The organism is Nocardioides sp. Soil774 (genome assembly GCF_001428125.1).
In the GTDB taxonomy this organism is placed as follows: Bacteria; Actinomycetota; Actinomycetes; order Propionibacteriales; family Nocardioidaceae; genus Nocardioides.
The window spans coordinates 205,725-224,419 of the sequence record NZ_LMSM01000009.1 but is presented as its reverse complement, the minus strand read 5'-3'; the positions used below and the strand labels follow the sequence as shown (position 1 = coordinate 224,419).

The window sequence follows — 18,695 nt, the reverse complement described above, 5'->3', positions numbered from 1 at the left end:
GCCTGACGCACAGGAAGCCGGCCCCGAAGGACCGGCTCCCTGTGGTGACGCAGGACTACTTCGTGAAGAGGCTGACTCCACCCGGGCCGACCAGGAGGCCGACGATGATGAGGACGATGCCCATCAACACCTGGCCCCGGACCAGCGAGACGATGCCTGACACCACAAGGATGACGGCGAGGATCCACAGCAGCAAAGCCATGTCATGCTCCCTTCGGTTGAGCCTCCAACGTAGCCACATCGGGTCGGCGCCGAAAGTCGGACACACCCTTTCGGATAGCGGACGTCGGCCGGGGTTCAGCCTTCCCCGCGCAGCCGAGGCGGCGTGAAGTTCTCCGGGTGGAAGCCGGTCTTGTCGGCGTAGAACTCGCGCAGCACGTCCATGTCGGCGCGCACGTCGCCGGTGGGGTGGAACGTCGGCCCCCAACCGACGGTGCGCGAGGGGACGTCGAGGAAGGCGAGCGTGATCGGCAGGCCCGTCTGCTGCGCGATGCGGTAGAAGCCCGACTTCCAGAGCTCACCGCGCGAGCGGGTGCCCTCGGCGGCGATCCCGATGAGCCACGGGTCGCCGCCCTCGGACTCGGCGAGGAGCTGCTTGATGGTCGCCGCGGGGTTCTTGCGATCGAGCTCGACCGCGCCGGTGCGACGCAGCAGCCAGCCGAGCGGGCCGACGAAGAGCTCCTGCTTGACCAGCAGCCGGATCGTGATGCCGTAGCGCCACGCCAGCAGCATGGTGAGCACCCAGTCCCAGTTGGAGGTGTGCGGCGCGCCGACCAGGACGCCGCGCTCGGGCACCTCGCCCACGGCCTTCCAGCGGACGGCACGCAGGGCGAGGCCGGCGACCTTACGACGCAGCACGGGCACGTCCTTTCCTGCGCTCGCGCGCGAGGTCCCACAGGTAGTGGTCGAAGTCGACCTCCATCGTGTGGCGGGGTGAGGAGTAGAACTGTCGGGTGTCACGCCGGTGCTCCTCGGCCATCTGGCGGCGTACGTCGGCAGCGCTGGGTGGGGCGTAGTCGCCGCGCAGCGTCTCCGCGATCCAGGCCGCCTGCGCCTCGGCCAGCGGCATGACGGCGCCGATTGGCTGGAGCAGGCCCAGGAAGTAGAGGCCGGGCAGGTCGGGGTGGACCGCGCGCTTCCACAGCGGCAGCTCGTTGTCGCGCGCGGACACCAGCTCGGGTGCGAGGAACGGGAAGCTGACGCGGTAGCCGGTGGCCCAGATGACCAGGTCGGCCGCGGCGCTCGTGCCGTCGACGAAGACGACCCGGTCGCCGTCGAGGCGCTCGATGGCCGGGCGCGCGGTGATCGCGCCGGCGGCGAGCCGCTCACGGATGCGCTCGGACTGCACGGGGTGCGACTGGCCGGGCTTGTGGGTCGGCGCGGGCAGGCCGTACTTCGTCATGCTCCCCGCGGTCGTGGCGCCGATCCGCAGGCGCAGCGCGGTGACCCACCACGGCACCCAGCCCGGCGGCAGCAGGCCCTGGTCGCTCGGCTTGCCGAGGAACCACTTGCGCAGCACCCACTCCGAGCGCCGCACCGACCACGTCGTGGTGCGCGCACGCTCGGAGGCCTCGACGGCGATGTCCATGGCGGAGTTGCCGGCGCCGACGACCACCACGTCGCGGCCCGCGAGCTGATCGCCGCTGCGGTAGTCGTGGGAGTGCATCTGCTCGACGTCGAAGTCGCCGGGGTAGGCCGGCTCCGGCCAGCGCGCGTCCCAGTGGTGACCGTTGGCGACCAGCACCGCGTCGTAGGTGCGGGTCTCGGTGCCGCCGGGACCGCTGACCCGCACCGCCCAGCGTCCGTCCGCGGTGCGGGAGACGTCCTCGACGGTCGTGTCGAAGGTGATGGTGTCGCGGAAGCCGAAGTGGTCGACGTAGTCCTCGAAGTAGGCGCGGACCTGGTCGTGGCGCGCGTAGGCCGGGTAGTCCGCCGGCATCGGGAAGTCGGAGTAGGCCATCCGTGGGCACGAGGTGTTGATCTCGAGCGTGTCGTAGCACGCCGACTGGCCGTTGGAGTTGTCGAGGACCCAGGTGCCCCCGATGTCGCCCCCCTTCTCGAAGCAGTCGAAGCCGATGCCCGCGAGGTAGAGGTGCTTGGCCGCGGCGATGCCCGACGACCCGGCGCCGATCACGCACGCCCGCGGCAGCGACGGGTCCACCGGCACGGGGGTCGCGACCGCCGGGGCCCGGTGCGCCTGCTTGACGAGGTAGGCCATCAGCGCTCCTGGGGAGGGATCAGAGGTAGAGACCGGTGGACCCGGCCTCGAGCCGCTCGGCGGCCACGGCGTGGACGTCGCGCTCGCGCATGACGACGTAGACCTCGCCCTGCACCTCGACCTCGGCCTTGTCCTCCGGGTCGAAGAGCACCCGGTCGCCCACCTCGACGGCGCGCGCGTGCGGGCCGACCGCGATCACCCGCGACCACGCCAGGCGGCGCGCGCCCATCGCGGCGGTCGCCGGGATGACGATGCCGCCGCTCGATCGGCGCTCCCCCGCCTCCTGGTCGAGCTCGACGAGCAGGCGGTCGTGCAGCATCTTGATCGGGGCGGTCTGGGAGCCCCCGGTCATCGTGCTCAGCTCGCGACCTTGCGCACGACGGCGAGCAGCACGACGACACCCACCACCGCGCCGGCGACCTTGAGGATGTTGTCGGTGCGCGGGGCGCCGGTGTCGAGGTCGACGAAGTGCGACTTCACCGTCGTCACCTGGCGCCCGACGATGGTCTTGGGGTGGGCGCGGTAGGCGAGCTGGTCGATGGTCGAGGCCAGCCGCTGACGCGTCTCCTCGATCTCGCGCTCGAGCGCGCTCATGTCCTGGGTCACGGTGGCAGGCTACCAACGCGGCGCGAGGCCCTCCGGCGCGGACCGGGCGGCCACCACCTTGTTGCACATGACATGCAATAACATCGCAGGGTGAACAAGCCGTCGCGCACCTGGTCCGACACCGACCGGCGCCACATCGCCGCCATGGCCGCGGTCGTCGTCACGCTCAACGCGGTGGGCTGGGGCGTGCTCGTCGCGGTCGTCGCGCCGCAGCGCTTCGAGGTGGGCAGCGCGGGCGTCTTCGGTGTCGGCCTGGGGGTCGCGGCGTTCCTCCTCGGGGCGCGGCACGCCTTCGACGCCGACCACATCGCCGCCATCGACAACACCACCCGCAAGCTCGTCGGCGACGGCTCCCCGGCCACCACGACCGGCTTCTGGTTCGGGCTGGGCCACTCGAGCGTCGTCTTCGGGCTCAGCCTCCTCCTCGCGATCGGCGTACGAGCGCTCGCCGACCCGGTGCGCGACGAGGGGTCGGTGCTCCAGGGCACGCTCGGCACCGTCGGCACCCTCACGGCCGGCACCTTCCTCATCGTGATCGGCCTGATGAACCTCAGCGCGCTGATCGGCATCGTCCACGCCTTCCGGCACCTGCGCGCCGGGACGTTCGACGAGGAGCACCTCGAGCACCACCTGCACAACCGCGGCTTCCTGGCCCGCATCTTCAAGCGCACCACCCAGCGGGTCACGCGGGCGCGCCACCTCTACCCCGTCGGGCTCCTGATGGGGCTCGGCTTCGACACCGCCACGCAGATCGCGCTGCTCGTCCTGGCGGGGGGCACGGCGGCGTTCGCGCTGCCCTGGTACGCCGTGCTGACGCTGCCGGTGCTCTTCGCCGCCGGCATGGTGCTCTTCGACTCCATTGACGGCGTGCTGATGAGCCGCGCCTACTCGTGGGCCTTCCTCAAGCCGATCCGCAAGATCTACTACAACTTCACCGTCACCATCCTGTCGGTGACCGTGGCGCTGTCGATCGGCCTGCTGCTGCTCGTGCAGCTCGCGTCCGACTGGGTGCCCGGCCTCGGCTGGGCCGGCGAGATGGACCTGGAGTACGTCGGCTTCGGCCTCGTGGCATTGTTCGTCCTCGTCTGGGGCGCCAGCGTGGCGTACTACCACCTCGCACGCGTCGAGGACAGGTTCGAGGAGCAGCTCGAGAAGGGACTCGCATGACCGACCGACTCACCACCGGGGACACCGCACCCGACTTCACGCTCACCAGCGATGCCGGGGAGCAGGTCACGCTCTCGGACCTGCGTGGGCGGAAGGTCGTCGTCTACTTCTACCCCGCGGCGATGACCCCCGGCTGCACCAAGCAGGCCTGCGACTTCTCCGAGTCGCTCGACTCGCTGCGCGGCGCGGGCTACGAGGTGCTCGGCATCTCCAAGGACAAGCCGGCCAGGCTCGCGAAGTTCCGCGAGCGCGACTCCCTGACCCTCACCCTGCTCTCCGACGAGGACCTCGCGGTGCACCGGGCCTACGGCGCCTTCGGAAGCAAGTTGCTCTACGGCAAGGAGGTCGAGGGCGTGATCCGCTCGACCTTCGTCGTCGACGAGGCCGGCGCGATCGAGCTCGCGCAGTACAACGTCAAGGCCACCGGCCACGTCGCCAAGCTTCGGCGCGACCTAGGGTTGGACTGAGCTCCCCGGGGTTCCAGCGCCCGTAGCCCAACAGGCAGAGGCACACGGTTTAGGTCCGTGACAGTGTGAGTTCGACTCTCACCGGGCGCACCCAGCAGGCCTCAGCCCGCTGACAGGTCCGCGGCGACGTACGGCGCCAGCTCGCGCAGCGCGCGGCCCCGGTGGGAGATGCGGTCCTTCTCCTCGGGCGTGAGCTCGGCGGAGGTGAGGTCCTCGGCGTCGTGCTCGTCGGCGACGAACACGACGTCGTAGCCGAACCCCCCGCTGCCCCGCACCTCGCGGATGATCCGTCCGTCCATGCGGCCCTCGACGACCCGCTCGCGCCCGTCGGGCATCACCCACGCGATCGCGCAGGTGAAATGCGCGCCACGGCGCTCGTCGGGCACGTCGTGCAGCTGGTCGAGGAGGAGCTCGTTGTTGCGGTCGTCCGACTTCGGAGGCCCCGACCAGCGCGCTGACAGCACGCCGGGCATGCCGTTGAGGGCGTCGACGCAGAGGCCGCTGTCGTCGGCGATCGACGGCAGGCCGGTCGCCGCGACCCCGGCACGGGCCTTGAGCAGCGCGTTGCCGGCGAAGGTGGGCTCGTCCTCGACCGGCTCGACGTAGCCCTCGAGGTCGGTGATCCCGAGCACCTCCACGCCCGCCACGTGCTCGGCCAGGATCCGCTGCATCTCGCCGATCTTCTTGGCGTTGGCCGAGGCGAGGAAGACCTTCATCGCGCCACCTTCATCGGGCCAGGGCCTCCTGCTGCATGCGGGTGAGGTCGGCGCAGCCCTTCTCGGCCAGCGCGAGCAGCGCGTCGAGCTCGGCGCGGTCGAACGCGGCACCCTCGGCGGTGCCCTGCACCTCGACGAACTTGCCGTCGCCGGTCATCACGACGTTCATGTCGGTCTCGGCACGCACGTCCTCGACGTAGGGCAGGTCGAGGCGCGGGACGCCGTCGATGATCCCGACGCTGACCGCCGCCACCGACCCGGTGAGGGGCTCGCCGGTCAGCGCGCCGTTGCCGCGCAGGTGCGCGACGGCGTCGGCCAGGGCGACGTAGGCACCCGTGATCGCGGCGGTGCGGGTGCCGCCGTCGGCCTGGAGCACGTCGCAGTCGAGCACGATCGTGTTCTCCCCGAGCGCCTCGTAGTCGATGACCGCGCGCAGCGAGCGGCCGATCAGGCGCGAGATCTCGTGGGTGCGCCCGCCGATGCGGCCCTTGACCGACTCGCGGTCCGACCGGGTGTTGGTGGCCGCCGGGAGCATGGCGTACTCGGCGGTGACCCAGCCCAGCCCCGAGCCCTTGCGCCAGCGGGGCACGCCCTCGGAGGCCGACGCGGCGCACAGCACCTTGGTGCCGCCGAACTCCACGAGCACCGAGCCGGCCGCGTGGTCGAGCCAGTGGCGGGTGATGGTGATCGGCCGGAGCTCGTCGTCGGCGCGGCCATCCTCACGGGGGGTGGCGCGCGGTGCGGGGTCGGGTGCGGAAGTCATGGCACGACCCTAGACGCGACAGAGCCGGGTCCGGTCACCCCCGTGTGTTACCGGACCCGGCTGCAGGTCCCTCCCCAGCGACGTCGCCATCGGTGCACGACCCCGCCCCGCGTGGCTCCCCCACGCGATGGTGGGACAAGCCTGCTGGTCAGGGGCCACCTGACGCATCGGTCCTCGGACGGGTGCCGGCAGCGCCCGGGATAGGACCAAAGTAGGAGTGTGGATCGCTACCCTGAACGCCGTGGAGACCTGGCCCCGCCCCTCGGAGACGCAGCCCGAGCTGACCTGGGCCTCCCACGCGTGGCGCTACGCGCTGTGCGTGGTGATCTCGGTGGCGGTCTGGCAGTCGGTGGCCGCGACCGAGTGGCGCGAGCAGCGCCAGCTCTTCGCCGCCGAGGTCGTGCTCGGCGTGGCCTCCTACGTGCTCGTGCACGTCCGCCGGCGCGCCCCTGTGCCGATCGCCCTCGCCATCGCCGCGATGAGCGCCCTCTCCGGCATCGCCGCCGGCCCGGCCACCCTGGCCGCCGTCTCGGTGGCCACCCGTCGCGACTTCAGGGAGGTCGCGGTCGTCGGCTCGGCGAACTTCGTCGCCGCGCAGGTCTACACGACCCTGGCCCCCTTCAGGGACACCGACCCGGTCATCACCACGCTGGTCAACCTCGTCGTCAACGCCGGGATGATGGGCTGGGGCCTCTACATCGGCTCGCGGCGCGAGCTCCTCTGGACCCTCCGCAGCCGCGCCGAACGGGCCGAGCGTGAGCAGGAGCTGCGCGTGGCCCAGGCCCGGTCCACCGAGCGGACCCGCATCGCGCGCGAGATGCACGACGTCCTCGCCCACCGGATCACCCAGGTCTCCATGCAGGCCGGCGCCCTCGCGTTCCGCGACGACCTCGGCCCGGAGCGGCTGCGGGAGGGCCTGACCCAGATCCAGGGCCAGGCCAACGACGCGCTCCGCGAGCTGCGCGACGTGCTTGGCGTGCTGCGCGAGGACGACTCCGGGGTTGCCGCCGCGCGCCCGCAACCGACGTACGACGACATCGCGGCGCTCGTCGACGAGGCGAGGACCCTCGGCCTCGACGTCGACTTCGCCGACGAGGTCGACGCCAGCACGCCGGTGCCGCCGGCGACCGGGCGCACCGTCTACCGCATCGTGCAGGAGGGCATCACCAACGCGCGCAAGCACTCCCCCGGCGCGGTCGTCGCGATCCGCTCCTCGGGCGACCCGCACTCGGGCATCACCGTGCGGCTCGCCAACCCGCTCGGCCCACCCGGCCCGCTGCTCGACGGCCCGGCGCGCGACAGCCGCCGCCCGCGACCGACCGGGGCTCCCGGGGCCGGTCTGGGGCTGGTCGGCCTACGCGAGCGCACCGAGCTGCGCGGCGGCCGGCTCGACCAGCGCACGGAGGGCTCCACCTTCGTGCTGGAGGCATGGCTACCGTGGACCGCATGATCCGGGTGCTGCTGGTGGACGACGACCCGCTCGTCCGCTCGGCGCTGACGCTGATGCTCGGCGGGCAGCCCGACATCGACGTGGTGGGCGAGGCCCCCGACGGTGAGGCCGGGGTCGCACTCGTCGCCCAGCTCGACCCCGACGTGGTGCTGATGGACATCCGGATGCCCGTCATGGACGGCCTGCGCGCCACCGAGGTGCTGCACGAGCGCCCCTCACCGCCGTCGGTGGTGGTGCTCACCACCTTCGACGCCGACGACCACGTGCTGCGTGCCGTCGCGGCGGGCGCCGACGGGTTCCTGCTCAAGGACACCCCGCCGGGCGAGATCGTGGGCGCGATCCGCACGGTCGCCGCCGGAGACGCGATGTTCTCCCCCTCGGCGACGCGCCGCCTCGTGTCCCGCGTGCGCGACCTGACCGCGGGCGACCGTGCCTCGACGGCCGGGGACCGGCTGACCGTGCTCACCGAGCGCGAGCTCGAGGTCGCGGTCTGCGTCGGCCGCGGGCTCAGCAACTCCGAGATCGCCTCCGAGCTCTACCTCTCGGTCCCCACGGTCAAGTCGCACGTCTCGCGCCTGCTGACCAAGCTCGGGTGCACCAACCGGGTGCAGGTCGCGATGGTCGTCCACGACGCCGGTCTGGTCTGAGCCTCCGGCTCACACGTCGTACGTCGACCCGGCGCGCGCCAGCGTGACCGGGCCGGGCCACTGCCCCCGGGCCTCGGCCTCGGCGTCGGCCGGGTCGTGCCACGGCGGCACGTGGGTGAGCACCAGGCGGTCGACGCCGGCCTGGGCCGCGGTGCGGCCGCAGTCGGCGCCGGTCATGTGCAGGTCGGGCGGGTTGTCGTCGCCGGTGCGGAACGACGCCTCGGCGAGCAGCAGGTGCGCGCCCTTGGCGACCTCGTCGAGGGCCGGGCACGGCCCCGTGTCGCCGGAGTAGGCGAGCGTGCGACCGCCGGCGCTCACCCGCAGCGCGTAGGCGGTGACCGGGTGCACCACCTCGCGCGCCTCGATGCGGAAGGGGCCGACCTCGACCGGGACGCCGTCGTAGGCGCGGAAGTCGAACTCCTCGGTCATGCCGGGGTCGACGGGCAGGTCGTAGGCGCGCGCCATCCGGTCCGCGGTGCCGGCCGGGCCCCACACCGGGATCCGCGGCTGCGGGCCGGTGGGGTGGTACTTGCGCATCACGTAGTAGCCGCAGAGGTCGAGGCAGTGGTCGGCGTGGAGGTGGCTGACCAGGACCGCGTCGATCGTCAGGGGGTCGGCGTAGCGGTGCAGCTGCCCGAGCGCGCCGTTGCCGAGGTCGAGCAGGACCCGCCACGTGCGGCCGTCGTGCTCGGCCTCGAGCAGGTAGCAGCTGGCGGGCGAGTCCGGGCCGGGGTATGAGCCCGAGCAGCCGACGACGGTGAGCTTCAACGCACACCCCCGGCGAACTGGGTCGCGCTCAGCAGCTCGGAGCCGAGGAAGCGACGCCCGGTGGTCGCGAACTCCTCCGGGCTGCCGGTCGTCGAGAAGGTGTAGACGGGGTCGCCGCCCTCGCGCATCAGCCCGGTGCGCGCGAGCATCTTGTAGACGTCCTTCGCGCACTCCTCCGCCGAGCTGACCAGGGTCACCTGGTCGCCCATGACGTAGGAGATGACACCGGTCAGCAGCGGGTAGTGGGTGCAGCCGAGGATGAGCGTGTCGACGCCGGCCGCCACCAGCGGGTCGAGGTAGTCGTGGGCCGCGGCGAGCAGCTCCTCGCCGCCCGTGACGCCCTGCTCGACGAAGTCGACGAAGCGCGGGCACGCGGCGATGTGGAGGTCGAGGTGCGGCGCCGCGGCGAAGGCGTCGTCGTACGCCATCGAGCTCGCGGTCGCGCGGGTGCAGATCACCCCGACGCGGTCGTTGCGCGTGGCGGCGGCAGCGCGGCGCGCGGCCGGCAGGATCACCTCGACGACCGGCACGTCGTAGCGCTCGCGCGCGTCGCGCAGCATCGCCGCGCTCGCGGAGTTGCAGGCGATGACGAGCGCCTTGACGCCCTGGTCGTAGAGGTGGTCGAGGCACTCGAGGGCGTATTCGCGGACCTCGCTGATCGGCTTCTGCCCGTAGGGCTGCCGGGCGGTGTCGCCGAGGTAGACCACCGACTCGTGCGGCAGCTGGTCGATGACCGACCGGGCGACCGTCAGCCCGCCGAAACCGGAGTCGAAGATGCCGATCGGGGCATCGGCGGAGATGGGCGGCACAGGAAGCAGGCTAGGCGCTCGGGCCGTCAGTGGTCACGCTGTCGGGGGCGTCGGGCCGGTCACACCGGGTCGCCCGGGTTATCGTCACCCGGTGCCTCGTCGATCCCGCGTGACCGCGTCCCTCGTCTCCCTGCTCGCCTCGGCGAGCGTCGTCCTGGCCGGCGCGCCCGCCTGCGCGGTCGTCGCCCCGGACGACGTGGCCGGTGCCGGTGCCCCCGCCCGCCGCGCCGACTCGGAGTCGGTGCTCGCCATCTCCATCGACGGGATGAGCGTCGCCGCGGTGCGCAAGCTGGGCCGCAAGGAGCTGCCCAACCTCTACCGCTTCATGCGGGTGGGCGCCTCGACGATGAACGCGCGCACCGAGCGCGAGATGACGGTGACGCTGCCCAACCACACCGGCATGGTCACCGGTCGGCGCATCGAGGCCGCGAAGGGCGGCCACGGCGTCACGTGGAACGACGACCGCCCCACCCCGAGCACGGTGCAGGCGGCGGCCGGCCACGACGTGGGGTCGGTGTTCACCGCGGTCGACGCCGCCGGCGGCTCGACGGCGCTGTTCGCCGCGAAGACCAAGTTCAGCCTTTGGCAGCGCTCCTGGCCCGACGCGATCGACCGCACCACGATCGACCTCGACAACTCGGCGCTGGTCGACCAGCTCATCGCCGACCTCCCCGTCGACCGCGACTTCCGGTTCCTGCACCTGTCACCGCCCGACGTCGCCGGCCACGCGCACGGCTGGATGTCGAAGCCCTACCTGCGCGCCGTGCGCCAGTCCGACAAGCTCGTGGGACGCGTCGTGAAGGCGGTCAACGCCGACCCCGCCCGCCGCGCGGGCACCACGATCCTGCTCACCAGCGACCACGGCGGCCACGGTCCGTCGCACGACGACGCCACGCTCCTCGACGACTACCGGATCGTCTTCATGGCGCGCGGCTCCGCGGTGGACCACGGCGTCGACCTCTACGCGATCAACCCCACCTACAAGGACCCCGGCACCCGCCGCACGGTCTACGGCATGCGGCGTCCGCCGGTGCGCAACGGGATGATCGCCAACCTCGCGCTCGACCTGCTCGACCTGCCGCCCGTCGAGGGCAGCGAGTTCGACGTCGCCATGGACCTGAGGCTCACCTCACCCAACTGAGCCCGGCCGGCCCGGGGGTCAGGCCCAGAGCTGCCCGTCGAGGGCGTCCTCGGCCTCGTCGACGGTGCCCTCGTAGGCGCCGGTCGAGAGGTACTTCCAGCCGCCGTCGCACACCACGAAGGCGATGTCGGCGCGCTCGCCGGCCTTGACCGCCTTGGCGGCCTGGCCCAGCGCGGCGTGCAGGATCGCGCCGGTGGAGACGCCGGCGAAGATGCCCTCGAGCTCGAGCAGCTCGCGCACCCGGCGTACGGCGTCGCGCGGGCCGACGCTGAAGCGCGAGTCGATGAGCGAGGCGTCGTAGAGCTCGGGCACGAAGCCCTCGTCGAGGTTGCGCAGACCGTAGACGAGCTCGCCGTAGCGCGGCTCGGCGGCGACGATCCGCACGTCGGGCTTGGCCCGGCGGAAGAACCGCGAGACGCCCATGAGCGTGCCGGTCGTGCCGAGACCGGCGACGAAGTGGGTGATGCCGGGGAGGTCGGCAAGCAGCTCGGGGCCGGTCGTCTCCTCGTGCGCGAGGGCGTTGGCCTCGTTGCCGTACTGGTAGAGCATCACCCAGTCGGGGTGCTCCCCCGCGATCTTCTTCGCGACCCGCACGGCCTCGTTGGAGCCGCCCGCGGCGGGCGAGGACACGATCTCCGCGCCCCACATCCGCAGCAGCTGGCGCCGCTCCTCGGAGGTGTTCTCCGGCATCACGCACACGATGCGGTAGCCCTTGAGCGTGGCGGCCATCGCCAGCGAGATGCCGGTGTTGCCGCTGGTGGGCTCGAGGATCGTGCACCCGGGGCGCAGGGTGCCGTCGGCCTCGGCCTGCTCGATCATCCGCAGGGCCGGGCGGTCCTTGATGGAGCCGGTCGGGTTGCGGTCCTCGAGCTTGGCCCAGAGGCGTACGTCGGGGCTCGGGGACAGCCGCGGCAGCCCCACCAGGGGCGTGCCGCCGACCGAGGACAGGAGGTCGTCGTAGCGGGTCACGGGGTGAGGATCAGCCTCCGGCGACCGCGGGGAGCACGACGACCTGGTCGCCGTCGCCCAGCGGGGCCTCGAGGCCACCGATGAAGCGCACGTCCTCGTCGTTGATGTAGACGTTGACGAAGCGGCGCAGGTCGATGGAGCCGGCCTTGTCCTCGACGAGGCGCTCCTTGATGCCGGGGTGGCTGCCCTCGAGGTCGTCGATGAGCGCGGACAGCGTCTCTCCGTCGCCCTCGACGGACTTCGCGCCGTCGGTGTAGGTGCGCAGGATGGTGGGGATCCGGACCTCGATGGCCATCAGGGGGTGCTCTCTTCCTGGTTCGTCTTCGGTGTCTCCGGGGCCGTGACCGTGACGTCCTCCTCGGTCACGACGCCGTCGATGATTCTGTATGACCTGAACTCCACAGGGCCGTCACTATTCCCGTGCTCGCGTGTGCTGACGAGCACGTAGTGGGCGTTGGGCTCGCTCGCGAGGCCGATGTCGGTGCGGCTGGGATAGGCCTCGGTCGCGGTGTGGGAGTGGTAGACGACCACCGGCTCCTCGTCGCGGGCGTCCATGTCCTTGTAGAGCGCGAGCAGCTCGGTGGAGTCGAACTCGTAGAACGTCGGGCTGCCGGCGGCGTTGACCATCGGGACGAAGCGCTCGGGGCGGTCGCTGCCCTCCGGGCCCGCCACGACGCCGCACGCCTCGTCGGGGTGGTCACGCTTGGCGTGCGCCACGATGGCGTCGTAGGTCTCCTGGGCGATCCTCAGCACGCGCTCCAGCCTAGGCAGGCCGTCGAAGTGCCCCGGACGCGTCTCACGACCTAGTCTTGACGTCGAGAGATCCGGGGGAAGGAACACATGTCGCTGCACGAGGCTCCGCCGCTGACCAGGCGGGGCATCCCGCTCGAGCGCGACCTGCAGGTCCTCGCGCTCGGCTCCTTCGCCAACCGGTTCGGCGCCGGTGCCGTGATGACGACCAGTGCGCTCTACTTCACCCGCCAGGTCGGCTTCTCGGCCGCCGAGGTGGCGCTCGCGATGTCGGTCGCCGCGATCGTCGGCATCGTGGTGCAGGTGCCGGCCGGCCACCTCGGCGACACCCGCGGCCCGCGGCGCGTGCTCACCTGGTTCATGGTCGGCGCAGCACTGACGAGCGCGCTCCCCGTGCTGGCCCGTACGCCGTGGCAGCTGGCGCTGCTGCTCGGTGTCCTGTCGCTCTTCGAGCGCTCGGCCGGCTCGGTGCAGCAGGGCGTCATCGCCCAGCTCGCCACGGGCGGGCGAGGCGTGCTCTTCAAGGCCTACCTGCGCGCGGTCACCAACACCGCGATCGGGCTGGGCTCGATGTTCGGCGGCGCCGCGCTGGTGATCGACGAGACGTGGGCCTACGTCGCGGTCTTCGTCCTCAACGCGGTCTTCACCGGGTTCGCCGCGTGGAACAGCACGCGACTGCCCGAGCTGCCGCGCTACGTCCGCATCGAGGGCGAGCCCCGGCTCGCCGTGCTGCGCGACTGGCCCTACGTGGTCGTGGTGGCCCTGACCGGGCTGTTCTCCATCCACTTCTTCGTGATGGAGCTCGGCCTGGCGCTCTACATCTCCGAGCGCACCTCCGCCCCGCCCGTGATGGTGGCGGTGCTGCTCATCCTCAACACCGCCTGCGTCGCTCTCTTCCAGGTGCGCCTGTCACGCCGTGCCGACTCCGTGGATGCGGGGGCCCGCGCACTGGTGCGCGGCGCGGTCTGGATCGCGGCCGGATTCGCGATCGTGTCGCTCGCCGACCGCGGCGACGCGACGTTCGCGATCGCCGTGCTCCTGGTCGGCTCGGTGGTGCACGTGGTCGGCGAGATGATCGGCTCCGGCGGCCAGTGGGGGCTCCAGATGGGCCTGGCCCCGCACGAGCGGCAGGGGCAGTACCAGGGCTTCGCCGGTCTCGGCTTCAGCGTGATCGCCGTGGTCGGGCCGCCGATCGTGACGCTGCTGTGCGTCGACCTGGGTGAGATCGGGTGGCTGGTGCTGGCCGCGATGATGCTGGTCATCGCGCTGGTGTCGGTGCCGGTCTCGCGCTGGGCGCTCGCCTCCCGCGAGCGCTACGGCGTGCTCACGCACTCGGGTTAGCGAGGGTCTGGCGCCGCCGCCAACTGACCGCCGGGCGACTCGAGCGGACCATCGGCCGCTCGACGTCCGCCATGCCGTGCGTCAGGCAACCACCGCGGTCGACCAGTGGGCACCCAGCGACCAGTGCGTGACTCGAGCGGACCATTGGCCGCTCGACGTCCGCCATGCCGTGCGTCAGGCGACCACCGCGGTCGACCAGTGCGCGCGCACCAGCGACCAGCGCGTGACTCGCGCGGACCATTGGCCGCTCGACGTACGCCATGGCTGAGCGTCACACCCGGATCGCTGCGGGGACCCCGTCGGAGAAGACCTCGGGCGTGGCCGGGAACGACTCGGAGACCCCGAGCGAGTGGCGTACGGCGGACCACGCGGCGGCGCACGCGTCGAGCAGGTCGTCCTCGCCGAAGCCGGCCCCGCGGAACCACGGCGGCGCGACGATGCCGTGAGCGGCGAGCGCCTCGCGCCGAGCCCGTACGCCGTCGGAGTCCTTCTTGCTCGGCAGCACCGGGCTGCCCGCCATCCGCGCGAAGCTCAGCTCGGGGTGCACCTCGACGACCTCGACCCCGGGTCGCGAGCGCACCCACGCGTCGACCTGCAGCACCTTCTCCCGCAGGGCGTAGGCCTGCGCGCTGACGCTGGTGCGCCCGCCGGTGGCGGCGAGGTTGGCCTCGCGCGCGGCGGCGTACGACTCCGCCTCGAGTGCGGCGCGCACCGGCGTGGAGAACAGTGACGACGACTTGCCCACCAGCTGCTTGCGGGCCTCGCTGTCGGCGAGGCGACCCGAGGAGTCGGGCAGCCCGATCGGGATGTCGATCGCGACGACGTCGACGGGGACGGTCTCGCGCACCAGCGCCACCAGGCCGGCGATGGTGGCGTCGACGAAGACCTGCGCGCGGCGCTCGCGGTCGAGCACCACCCCGACCCAGCCACCGGGGCACGCGTCGACCCCGAGCACCGGGGCGTCCGGGGCCAGCAGCGCGGGGGGCTCGACGTCGTCCTGGCCCTCAGGTGCGACGAAGCGCGCCTCCCGTTCGCCGCTCAGTGCCGCGTCGATGCGCGCACGCATGAGCCCGGACATCGGCGGGAGCCCGTCGACGGGCCACCAGCGCACGTCGCTCGACTCGTCGTCCGCGACGTGGGCCTCGCCCTCGAGCCAGGTGCAGGCGAAGGTGAGGTCGAGGTAGGCCGCGCGGTCGCCGTTGGCGTGGACGACCTCGGGGTGGGCGTCGGTCGAGGCGAGCCGGTCGACGCGGACCCGTACGCCGGTCTCCTCGGTCACCTCGCGGGCCGCGGCCACGGCGGGCTCCTCGCCCGGATCGACGATGCCGGTGACGGGGGTCCACGCGCCGTTGTCCGACCGCCGCACCAGCAGCACCTGGTCGCCGCGGCGCACGACCGCGGTCACGGCCGGGAGCCACAGCGGGTGGTCGCCGCCGATCTTCTCCCGGACCGCCACGATGAAGTCGGGGACCGGGCTCATCGGGCCGTCACGACATCAAGGCCTCGACGATCGTCTCCTGGAGGTAGCCGACCCACTCGTAGATGTCGTGCGCCTGGGCGCGCGGGTCGTCCTCGGGCAGGGAGTGCCAGTAGTCCTCGTCGCCGGCCTCGACCCCGAGCCGGGTGGCCAGCGCGAGGCGGATGTCGGTGAAGGCACGCATCCACGTCTCGGCCTCGTCGGGCGTCAGCTCGACGTCGATCACGAGCCCGTCCTCGGTGAGCTCGGGCGGCAGCCCGGCCTCCTCGAGGACGTCGATGATCGAGCCCGAGGCGGCCGCCTTGCCGTCACGCAGCCCCGACTCGGTGAAGCGACGGAAGTCCGCGGCCGCCTCCTCGTCGTCGGGGTAGGCCGTGGGGAACAGCCGCGCCAGGACCGGGTCCTCGGGGATCGTGGTGGCGCCGGAGAACTCCGACATCAGCGCCTCGAAGGCGTCGGCGGTGGGGGCGGCCGGCTCGGCGCGCTCGTTGCGCAGCAGCTCGACCATCTGCGAGGCGAGCGAGCGCAGCAGGTCGGCCTCGAAGCCGGTGAACGTGGTGATCACCCGGTCGGAGCGGTGGTGGTGCTCGAAGCCGCTCACGTCAGGAGGCCTTCTCCATCGTCGCCCACAGGCCGTACTCGTGCATCGCCTGCACGTCGCGCTCCATCTCCTCGCGGGTGCCGGTCGAGACGACCGAGCGGCCCTCGTTGTGCACCTCGAGCATCAGCTTCTCGGCCTTGGCCTTGTCGTAGCCGAAGTACTTCTGGAACACGAACGAGACGTAGGACATGAGGTTGACCGGGTCGTCCCAGACCAGGGTCACCCACGGCTTGGCCAGGAAGGTGATCTCGTCGGGGGTCAGGGTCGGCTCGACCTCTACGGGACTGGCGGCTGACACGGGGCCATCGTGGCACAGTGTCGGTCGTGACCGGCTCCCCCCGTACGTCTGCAGCACTGCTGACCGACCACTACGAGCTCACCATGGTGCAGGCGGCCCGGCAGGCCGGCACGGCCGATCGGCGGGCGGTGTTCGAGCTGTTCGCGCGCCGCCTGCCCCAGGGTCGCCGCTACGGCGTGGTCGCGGGCGTGGGCCGGGCGCTCGACGCGATCGAGGCGTTCCGCTTCGACCCCGCGACGATCGCCGCGCTCGAGGGCGTGGTGGACGCCGACACGCTGGCGTGGCTCGCCTCCTACCGCTTCTCCGGCGACGTCTGGGGCTACCCCGAGGGCGAGGCCTACTTCCCGCACTCCCCGCTGCTGGTCGTCGAGGGCACCTTCGCCGAGGCCGTGCTGCTCGAGACCGTGCTGCTCTCCATCTACAACCACGACTCCGCCATCGCGTCCGCCGCGTCGCGGATGACCCTGGCGGCCGGCGCGCGGCCGTGCATCGAGATGGGCTCGCGCCGCACCCACGAGCAGGCCGCGGTCGCCGCCGCGCGGGCGGCGTACGTCGCCGGCTTCGAGGCCACCAGCAACCTGGCGGCGCGCGCGGCCTACGGCGTTCCGTCGACCGGCACCTCCGCGCACTCCTTCACGCTCCTGCACGACCAGGAGGCCGACGCGTTCCGCGCCCAGGTGCAGACCCTCGGCGTCGGAACGACCCTGCTGGTCGACACCTACGACGTCGCCGAGGCCGTACGGCTCGCGGTCGAGGTGGCCGGCACCGGGCTCGGCGCCGTACGCCTGGACTCCGGCGACCTCGGCCTGGTGGCACGCGAGGTGCGCGCCCAGCTCGACGGGCTCGGCGCCACCTCCACCCGGATCGTGGTGACCAGCGACCTCGACGAGCACGCCATCGCCGCACTCGCGGCCTCGCCCGTCGACGCCTACGGCGTCGGCACCCAGCTCGTCACCGGCTCGGGGCATCCCACCTGCGGCTTCGTCTACAAGCTGGTCGCGCGCGAGGGCGAGGACGGCGAGATGGTGTCGGTGGCCAAGCGCTCGAAGGACAAGGCATCGGTCGGCGGGCGGAAGTACGCCCTGCGCCGCCGCTCCGCAGGCGGCACCGCCCAGTCCGAGGTGGTCGGCATCGGTGAGCCGCCGACAGACGACGGGGACGACCGGGCGCTGCTCGTGCCGCTGGTGCGCGGCGGCGAGGTCGTCGGCCGCGAGACGCTCGCGGAGGCCCGCACGCGCCACCGCGCCTCGCTCGCCGAGCTGCCGCGGGCGGTCACGATGATGTCGGCGGGCGAGCCGGTGATCCCGACGGTGTTCGAGGGTCTGTGAGCGGTCCCCCACCGCCGAGGCCGCTAGATTGACGTCCATGGCACGAGCGCTGATCGTGGTCGACGTCCAGAACGACTTCTGCGAGGGCGGGTCCCTCCCGGTCACCGGGGGCGCGCGGGTGGCGTCCGACATCGGCGAGCTGCTGCACCGGTGGCACTCCCGCGCCGAGGGCGCGCCGGCCTACGACGTCGTGGTGGCCACGAAGGACCACCACGTCGACCCCGGCCACCACTGGTCGGCCAAGCCGGACTTCGCCGAGTCGTGGCCGGTGCACTGCAAGGTCGGCACGGAGGGCGCGGGCTTCCACCCCAACCTCGACCCGCAGCCCTTCGACGAGGTGTTCTACAAGGGCGACTACGAGGCGGCGTTCTCCGGCTTCGAGGGGCGTACGTCGTCGGGCGAGGCGCTCGCGGCGTGGCTGCGTGAGCGGGGGGTCGAGGCGGTCGACGTGTGCGGGATCGCGACCGACCACTGCGTGCGCGCGACCGCGCTCGACAGCGCGGTCGAGGGCTTCGAGACCCGCGTGCTGACCGCCCTGTGCGCCGGGGTGGCCGAGGAGACCACGGCTGCCGCGATCACCGAGATGAGCAGCGCGGGCGTCGAGATCGCCTGAGTCGTCAGGCGCCGGTCAGCACCACTTCTCGGTGACGGTCCGCAGCACCTTGACGGTGCGAGCGGTGCCCTCGCCGAGCGCCTTGAACTCCTTGCTCGCCAGGAGCCGGGACGTGTGCACACCGCCCTCCAGCAGCACGTAGGCAGCCCGTCCGTCGACCACCACGCGCTCGCCGTCCTTCTCCAGCGCGTGCACCGCGTCCACCGCGGCGGCCGACGGGGCGGTGGCGTAGAGCGTGACGTAGTGCTGGCCGGCCGGGTCGTGCTCGGCGTGCAGCTCCTCGGCGCGCGACGTGAGGGCGGCGAGGTCGGCGGCGGTGAAGGCGACGGTCGGCACCGCGAAGCCCGCCTCGGCGGCGTACGCCTGCTCGAGCGCGGACTGCACCTTGGCGACGGACCGCGCGGAGTGGGTCAGTCGGACGTTGCCGGTGTTGATGTAGGTCTCGACATCCGTCCCGCCCGCGGCCTCGGTGGCCGCGCGGATCGCGTCCTTGGGGAACTTGCGGGTGGCGCCGAGGTTGATCGCGCGCAGGAACGCGACGTAGGTGGGCATCAGCCGATCATGCC

Annotated in this window: 24 protein-coding genes and 1 tRNA gene; 9 read left to right on the top strand and 16 right to left on the bottom strand. The window is 72.3% G+C overall.

Features of this window, described 5'->3' with window-relative positions; all coding sequences use genetic code 11:
• Window positions 1–55: 55 nt before the first annotated feature.
• From ASG76_RS19440 to ASG76_RS15070, 5 genes are all read right to left on the bottom strand, one after another.
• Complete coding sequence (locus tag ASG76_RS19440) at window positions 56–202, bottom strand: GPGG-motif small membrane protein (RefSeq protein ID WP_200948198.1); 147 nt, start codon at window positions 200–202, stop codon at window positions 56–58.
• A gap of 95 nt (window positions 203–297) precedes the next feature.
• Window positions 298–858 (bottom strand): 1-acyl-sn-glycerol-3-phosphate acyltransferase, encoded by a 561-nt coding sequence (locus tag ASG76_RS15085; RefSeq protein WP_235529650.1) that lies wholly within the window; start codon window positions 856–858, stop codon window positions 298–300.
• Window positions 845–2,218: a flavin-containing monooxygenase gene (locus ASG76_RS15080; protein WP_056605042.1), complete on the bottom strand. Its 1,374-nt coding sequence runs from the start codon at window positions 2,216–2,218 to the stop codon at window positions 845–847. The genes ASG76_RS15085 and ASG76_RS15080 overlap by 14 nt, the downstream gene beginning before the upstream one ends.
• A 19-nt stretch (window positions 2,219–2,237) precedes the next feature.
• Window positions 2,238–2,570, bottom strand: a complete 333-nt coding sequence (locus tag ASG76_RS15075; RefSeq protein WP_056605039.1) for a GroES family chaperonin — start codon at window positions 2,568–2,570, stop codon at window positions 2,238–2,240.
• A gap of 5 nt (window positions 2,571–2,575) precedes the next feature.
• The gene (locus ASG76_RS15070; protein WP_056605036.1) at window positions 2,576–2,824 is read right to left on the bottom strand and encodes a DUF3618 domain-containing protein; all 249 of its coding nucleotides are present in this window, start codon (window positions 2,822–2,824) and stop codon (window positions 2,576–2,578) included.
• Between the two features lie 90 nt (window positions 2,825–2,914).
• Between ASG76_RS15070 and ASG76_RS15065 the strand changes: the two genes are divergently transcribed.
• The 3 genes from ASG76_RS15065 to ASG76_RS15055 all read left to right on the top strand — a co-directional run bounded on the left by ASG76_RS15065 (window position 2,915) and on the right by ASG76_RS15055 (window position 4,548).
• Entirely contained in the window at window positions 2,915–3,991 is a 1,077-nt protein-coding gene (locus ASG76_RS15065; protein WP_056605033.1) for a HoxN/HupN/NixA family nickel/cobalt transporter, read from the top strand.
• Entirely contained in the window at window positions 3,988–4,458 is a 471-nt protein-coding gene (gene bcp, locus ASG76_RS15060; RefSeq protein ID WP_056605030.1) for a thioredoxin-dependent thiol peroxidase, read from the top strand. Before ASG76_RS15065 ends, bcp begins: the two co-directional genes overlap by 4 nt.
• Window positions 4,459–4,474: 16 nt before the next feature.
• Window positions 4,475–4,548: transfer RNA gene (locus ASG76_RS15055), tRNA-Leu, on the top strand.
• Between the two features lie 11 nt (window positions 4,549–4,559).
• On the opposite strand, the gene rdgB is transcribed toward ASG76_RS15055, so the two are convergent.
• Entirely contained in the window at window positions 4,560–5,174 is a 615-nt protein-coding gene (rdgB, locus tag ASG76_RS15050; protein ID WP_056605028.1) for an RdgB/HAM1 family non-canonical purine NTP pyrophosphatase, read from the bottom strand.
• Between the two features lie 10 nt (window positions 5,175–5,184).
• Entirely contained in the window at window positions 5,185–5,937 is a 753-nt protein-coding gene (rph, locus tag ASG76_RS15045) for a ribonuclease PH (RefSeq protein WP_056605025.1), read from the bottom strand.
• 241 nt (window positions 5,938–6,178) lie between these two features.
• On the opposite strand from rph, the gene ASG76_RS15040 reads away from it, so the two are divergent.
• The gene (locus ASG76_RS15040) at window positions 6,179–7,387 is read left to right on the top strand and encodes a sensor histidine kinase (protein ID WP_056605328.1); all 1,209 of its coding nucleotides are present in this window, start codon (window positions 6,179–6,181) and stop codon (window positions 7,385–7,387) included.
• On the top strand, window positions 7,384–8,034 hold the full coding sequence (locus ASG76_RS15035) for a response regulator (RefSeq protein ID WP_200948196.1): 651 nt from the start codon (window positions 7,384–7,386) through the stop codon (window positions 8,032–8,034). Before ASG76_RS15040 ends, ASG76_RS15035 begins: the two co-directional genes overlap by 4 nt.
• A 9-nt stretch (window positions 8,035–8,043) precedes the next feature.
• On the opposite strand, the gene ASG76_RS15030 is transcribed toward ASG76_RS15035, so the two are convergent.
• Together ASG76_RS15030 and murI are read right to left on the bottom strand one after the other, a co-directional pair.
• Window positions 8,044–8,802: an MBL fold metallo-hydrolase gene (locus ASG76_RS15030; RefSeq protein ID WP_056605014.1), complete on the bottom strand. Its 759-nt coding sequence runs from the start codon at window positions 8,800–8,802 to the stop codon at window positions 8,044–8,046.
• Entirely contained in the window at window positions 8,799–9,611 is an 813-nt protein-coding gene (gene murI / locus ASG76_RS15025; RefSeq protein ID WP_235529648.1) for a glutamate racemase, read from the bottom strand. Before murI ends, ASG76_RS15030 begins: the two co-directional genes overlap by 4 nt.
• Before the next feature lie 91 nt (window positions 9,612–9,702).
• Here murI and ASG76_RS15020 point away from each other — a divergent pair, with 91 nt between their 5' ends.
• Window positions 9,703–10,752, top strand: coding sequence for an alkaline phosphatase family protein (locus ASG76_RS15020; RefSeq protein ID WP_162254123.1), 1,050 nt, complete (start codon window positions 9,703–9,705; stop codon window positions 10,750–10,752).
• Between the two features lie 18 nt (window positions 10,753–10,770).
• On the opposite strand, the gene ASG76_RS15015 is transcribed toward ASG76_RS15020, so the two are convergent.
• From ASG76_RS15015 to ASG76_RS15005, 3 genes are read right to left on the bottom strand one after another with little or no spacing between them, the layout of a single operon-like run.
• On the bottom strand, window positions 10,771–11,721 hold the full coding sequence (locus ASG76_RS15015; protein WP_056605005.1) for a PLP-dependent cysteine synthase family protein: 951 nt from the start codon (window positions 11,719–11,721) through the stop codon (window positions 10,771–10,773).
• A gap of 10 nt (window positions 11,722–11,731) precedes the next feature.
• A complete protein-coding gene (locus ASG76_RS15010) occupies window positions 11,732–12,016 on the bottom strand; it encodes a MoaD/ThiS family protein (RefSeq protein WP_056605002.1) in 285 nt (94 codons plus the stop codon).
• Window positions 12,016–12,474, bottom strand: a complete 459-nt coding sequence (locus ASG76_RS15005; protein WP_056604999.1) for a Mov34/MPN/PAD-1 family protein — start codon at window positions 12,472–12,474, stop codon at window positions 12,016–12,018. Before ASG76_RS15005 ends, ASG76_RS15010 begins: the two co-directional genes overlap by 1 nt.
• An 87-nt stretch (window positions 12,475–12,561) precedes the next feature.
• Here ASG76_RS15005 and ASG76_RS15000 point away from each other — a divergent pair, with 87 nt between their 5' ends.
• Window positions 12,562–13,812 (top strand): MFS transporter, encoded by a 1,251-nt coding sequence (locus tag ASG76_RS15000; RefSeq protein WP_056604995.1) that lies wholly within the window; start codon window positions 12,562–12,564, stop codon window positions 13,810–13,812.
• 271 nt (window positions 13,813–14,083) lie between these two features.
• Here ASG76_RS15000 and ASG76_RS19300 read toward each other — a convergent pair whose 3' ends face one another.
• The 3 genes from ASG76_RS19300 to clpS are packed head-to-tail and all read right to left on the bottom strand — an operon-like array spanning window position 14,084 to window position 16,188.
• A complete protein-coding gene (locus ASG76_RS19300; RefSeq protein ID WP_162254122.1) occupies window positions 14,084–15,292 on the bottom strand; it encodes a DUF429 domain-containing protein in 1,209 nt (402 codons plus the stop codon).
• Window positions 15,293–15,299: 7 nt separating this feature from the next.
• The gene (locus ASG76_RS14990; RefSeq protein ID WP_056604991.1) at window positions 15,300–15,890 is read right to left on the bottom strand and encodes a DUF2017 domain-containing protein; all 591 of its coding nucleotides are present in this window, start codon (window positions 15,888–15,890) and stop codon (window positions 15,300–15,302) included.
• Window position 15,891: 1 nt separating this feature from the next.
• Entirely contained in the window at window positions 15,892–16,188 is a 297-nt protein-coding gene (gene clpS, locus ASG76_RS14985; RefSeq protein ID WP_056604988.1) for an ATP-dependent Clp protease adapter ClpS, read from the bottom strand.
• A gap of 26 nt (window positions 16,189–16,214) precedes the next feature.
• On the opposite strand from clpS, the gene ASG76_RS14980 reads away from it, so the two are divergent.
• Both ASG76_RS14980 and ASG76_RS14975 read left to right on the top strand, forming a co-directional pair.
• Window positions 16,215–17,516: a nicotinate phosphoribosyltransferase gene (locus ASG76_RS14980; RefSeq protein ID WP_056605325.1), complete on the top strand. Its 1,302-nt coding sequence runs from the start codon at window positions 16,215–16,217 to the stop codon at window positions 17,514–17,516.
• 37 nt (window positions 17,517–17,553) lie between these two features.
• Window positions 17,554–18,129: an isochorismatase family protein gene (locus ASG76_RS14975; protein ID WP_056604986.1), complete on the top strand. Its 576-nt coding sequence runs from the start codon at window positions 17,554–17,556 to the stop codon at window positions 18,127–18,129.
• Window positions 18,130–18,144: 15 nt separating this feature from the next.
• On the opposite strand, the gene ASG76_RS14970 is transcribed toward ASG76_RS14975, so the two are convergent.
• Window positions 18,145–18,681 carry a DUF1697 domain-containing protein gene (locus tag ASG76_RS14970; RefSeq protein WP_056604983.1) on the bottom strand — a complete coding sequence of 179 codons (537 nt, stop codon included), beginning with the start codon at window positions 18,679–18,681 and terminating at the stop codon, window positions 18,145–18,147.
• Between the last annotated feature and the right edge of the window lie 14 nt (window positions 18,682–18,695).

Excerpts from the sequence above, each read along its gene's own strand:
- ASG76_RS14970 (WP_056604983.1), bottom strand. The coding sequence starts at position 18,681 with ATGCCCACCTACGTCGCGTTCCTGCGCGCGATCAACCTCGGCGCCACC.
- ASG76_RS14975 (WP_056604986.1), top strand. The coding sequence starts at position 17,554 with ATGGCACGAGCGCTGATCGTGGTCGACGTCCAGAACGACTTCTGCGAG.
- ASG76_RS15080 (WP_056605042.1), bottom strand. The coding sequence starts at position 2,218 with ATGGCCTACCTCGTCAAGCAGGCGCACCGGGCCCCGGCGGTCGCGACC.
- ASG76_RS15010 (WP_056605002.1), bottom strand. The coding sequence starts at position 12,016 with ATGGCCATCGAGGTCCGGATCCCCACCATCCTGCGCACCTACACCGAC.
- ASG76_RS19300 (WP_162254122.1), bottom strand. The coding sequence starts at position 15,292 with ATGAGCCCGGTCCCCGACTTCATCGTGGCGGTCCGGGAGAAGATCGGC.
- ASG76_RS15000 (WP_056604995.1), top strand. The coding sequence starts at position 12,562 with ATGTCGCTGCACGAGGCTCCGCCGCTGACCAGGCGGGGCATCCCGCTC.
- ASG76_RS15075 (WP_056605039.1), bottom strand. The coding sequence starts at position 2,570 with ATGACCGGGGGCTCCCAGACCGCCCCGATCAAGATGCTGCACGACCGC.
- bcp (WP_056605030.1), top strand. The coding sequence starts at position 3,988 with ATGACCGACCGACTCACCACCGGGGACACCGCACCCGACTTCACGCTC.
- rph (WP_056605025.1), bottom strand. The coding sequence starts at position 5,937 with ATGACTTCCGCACCCGACCCCGCACCGCGCGCCACCCCCCGTGAGGAT.
- rdgB (WP_056605028.1), bottom strand. The coding sequence starts at position 5,174 with ATGAAGGTCTTCCTCGCCTCGGCCAACGCCAAGAAGATCGGCGAGATG.
- ASG76_RS19440 (WP_200948198.1), bottom strand. The coding sequence starts at position 202 with ATGGCTTTGCTGCTGTGGATCCTCGCCGTCATCCTTGTGGTGTCAGGC.
- ASG76_RS15035 (WP_200948196.1), top strand. The coding sequence starts at position 7,384 with ATGATCCGGGTGCTGCTGGTGGACGACGACCCGCTCGTCCGCTCGGCG.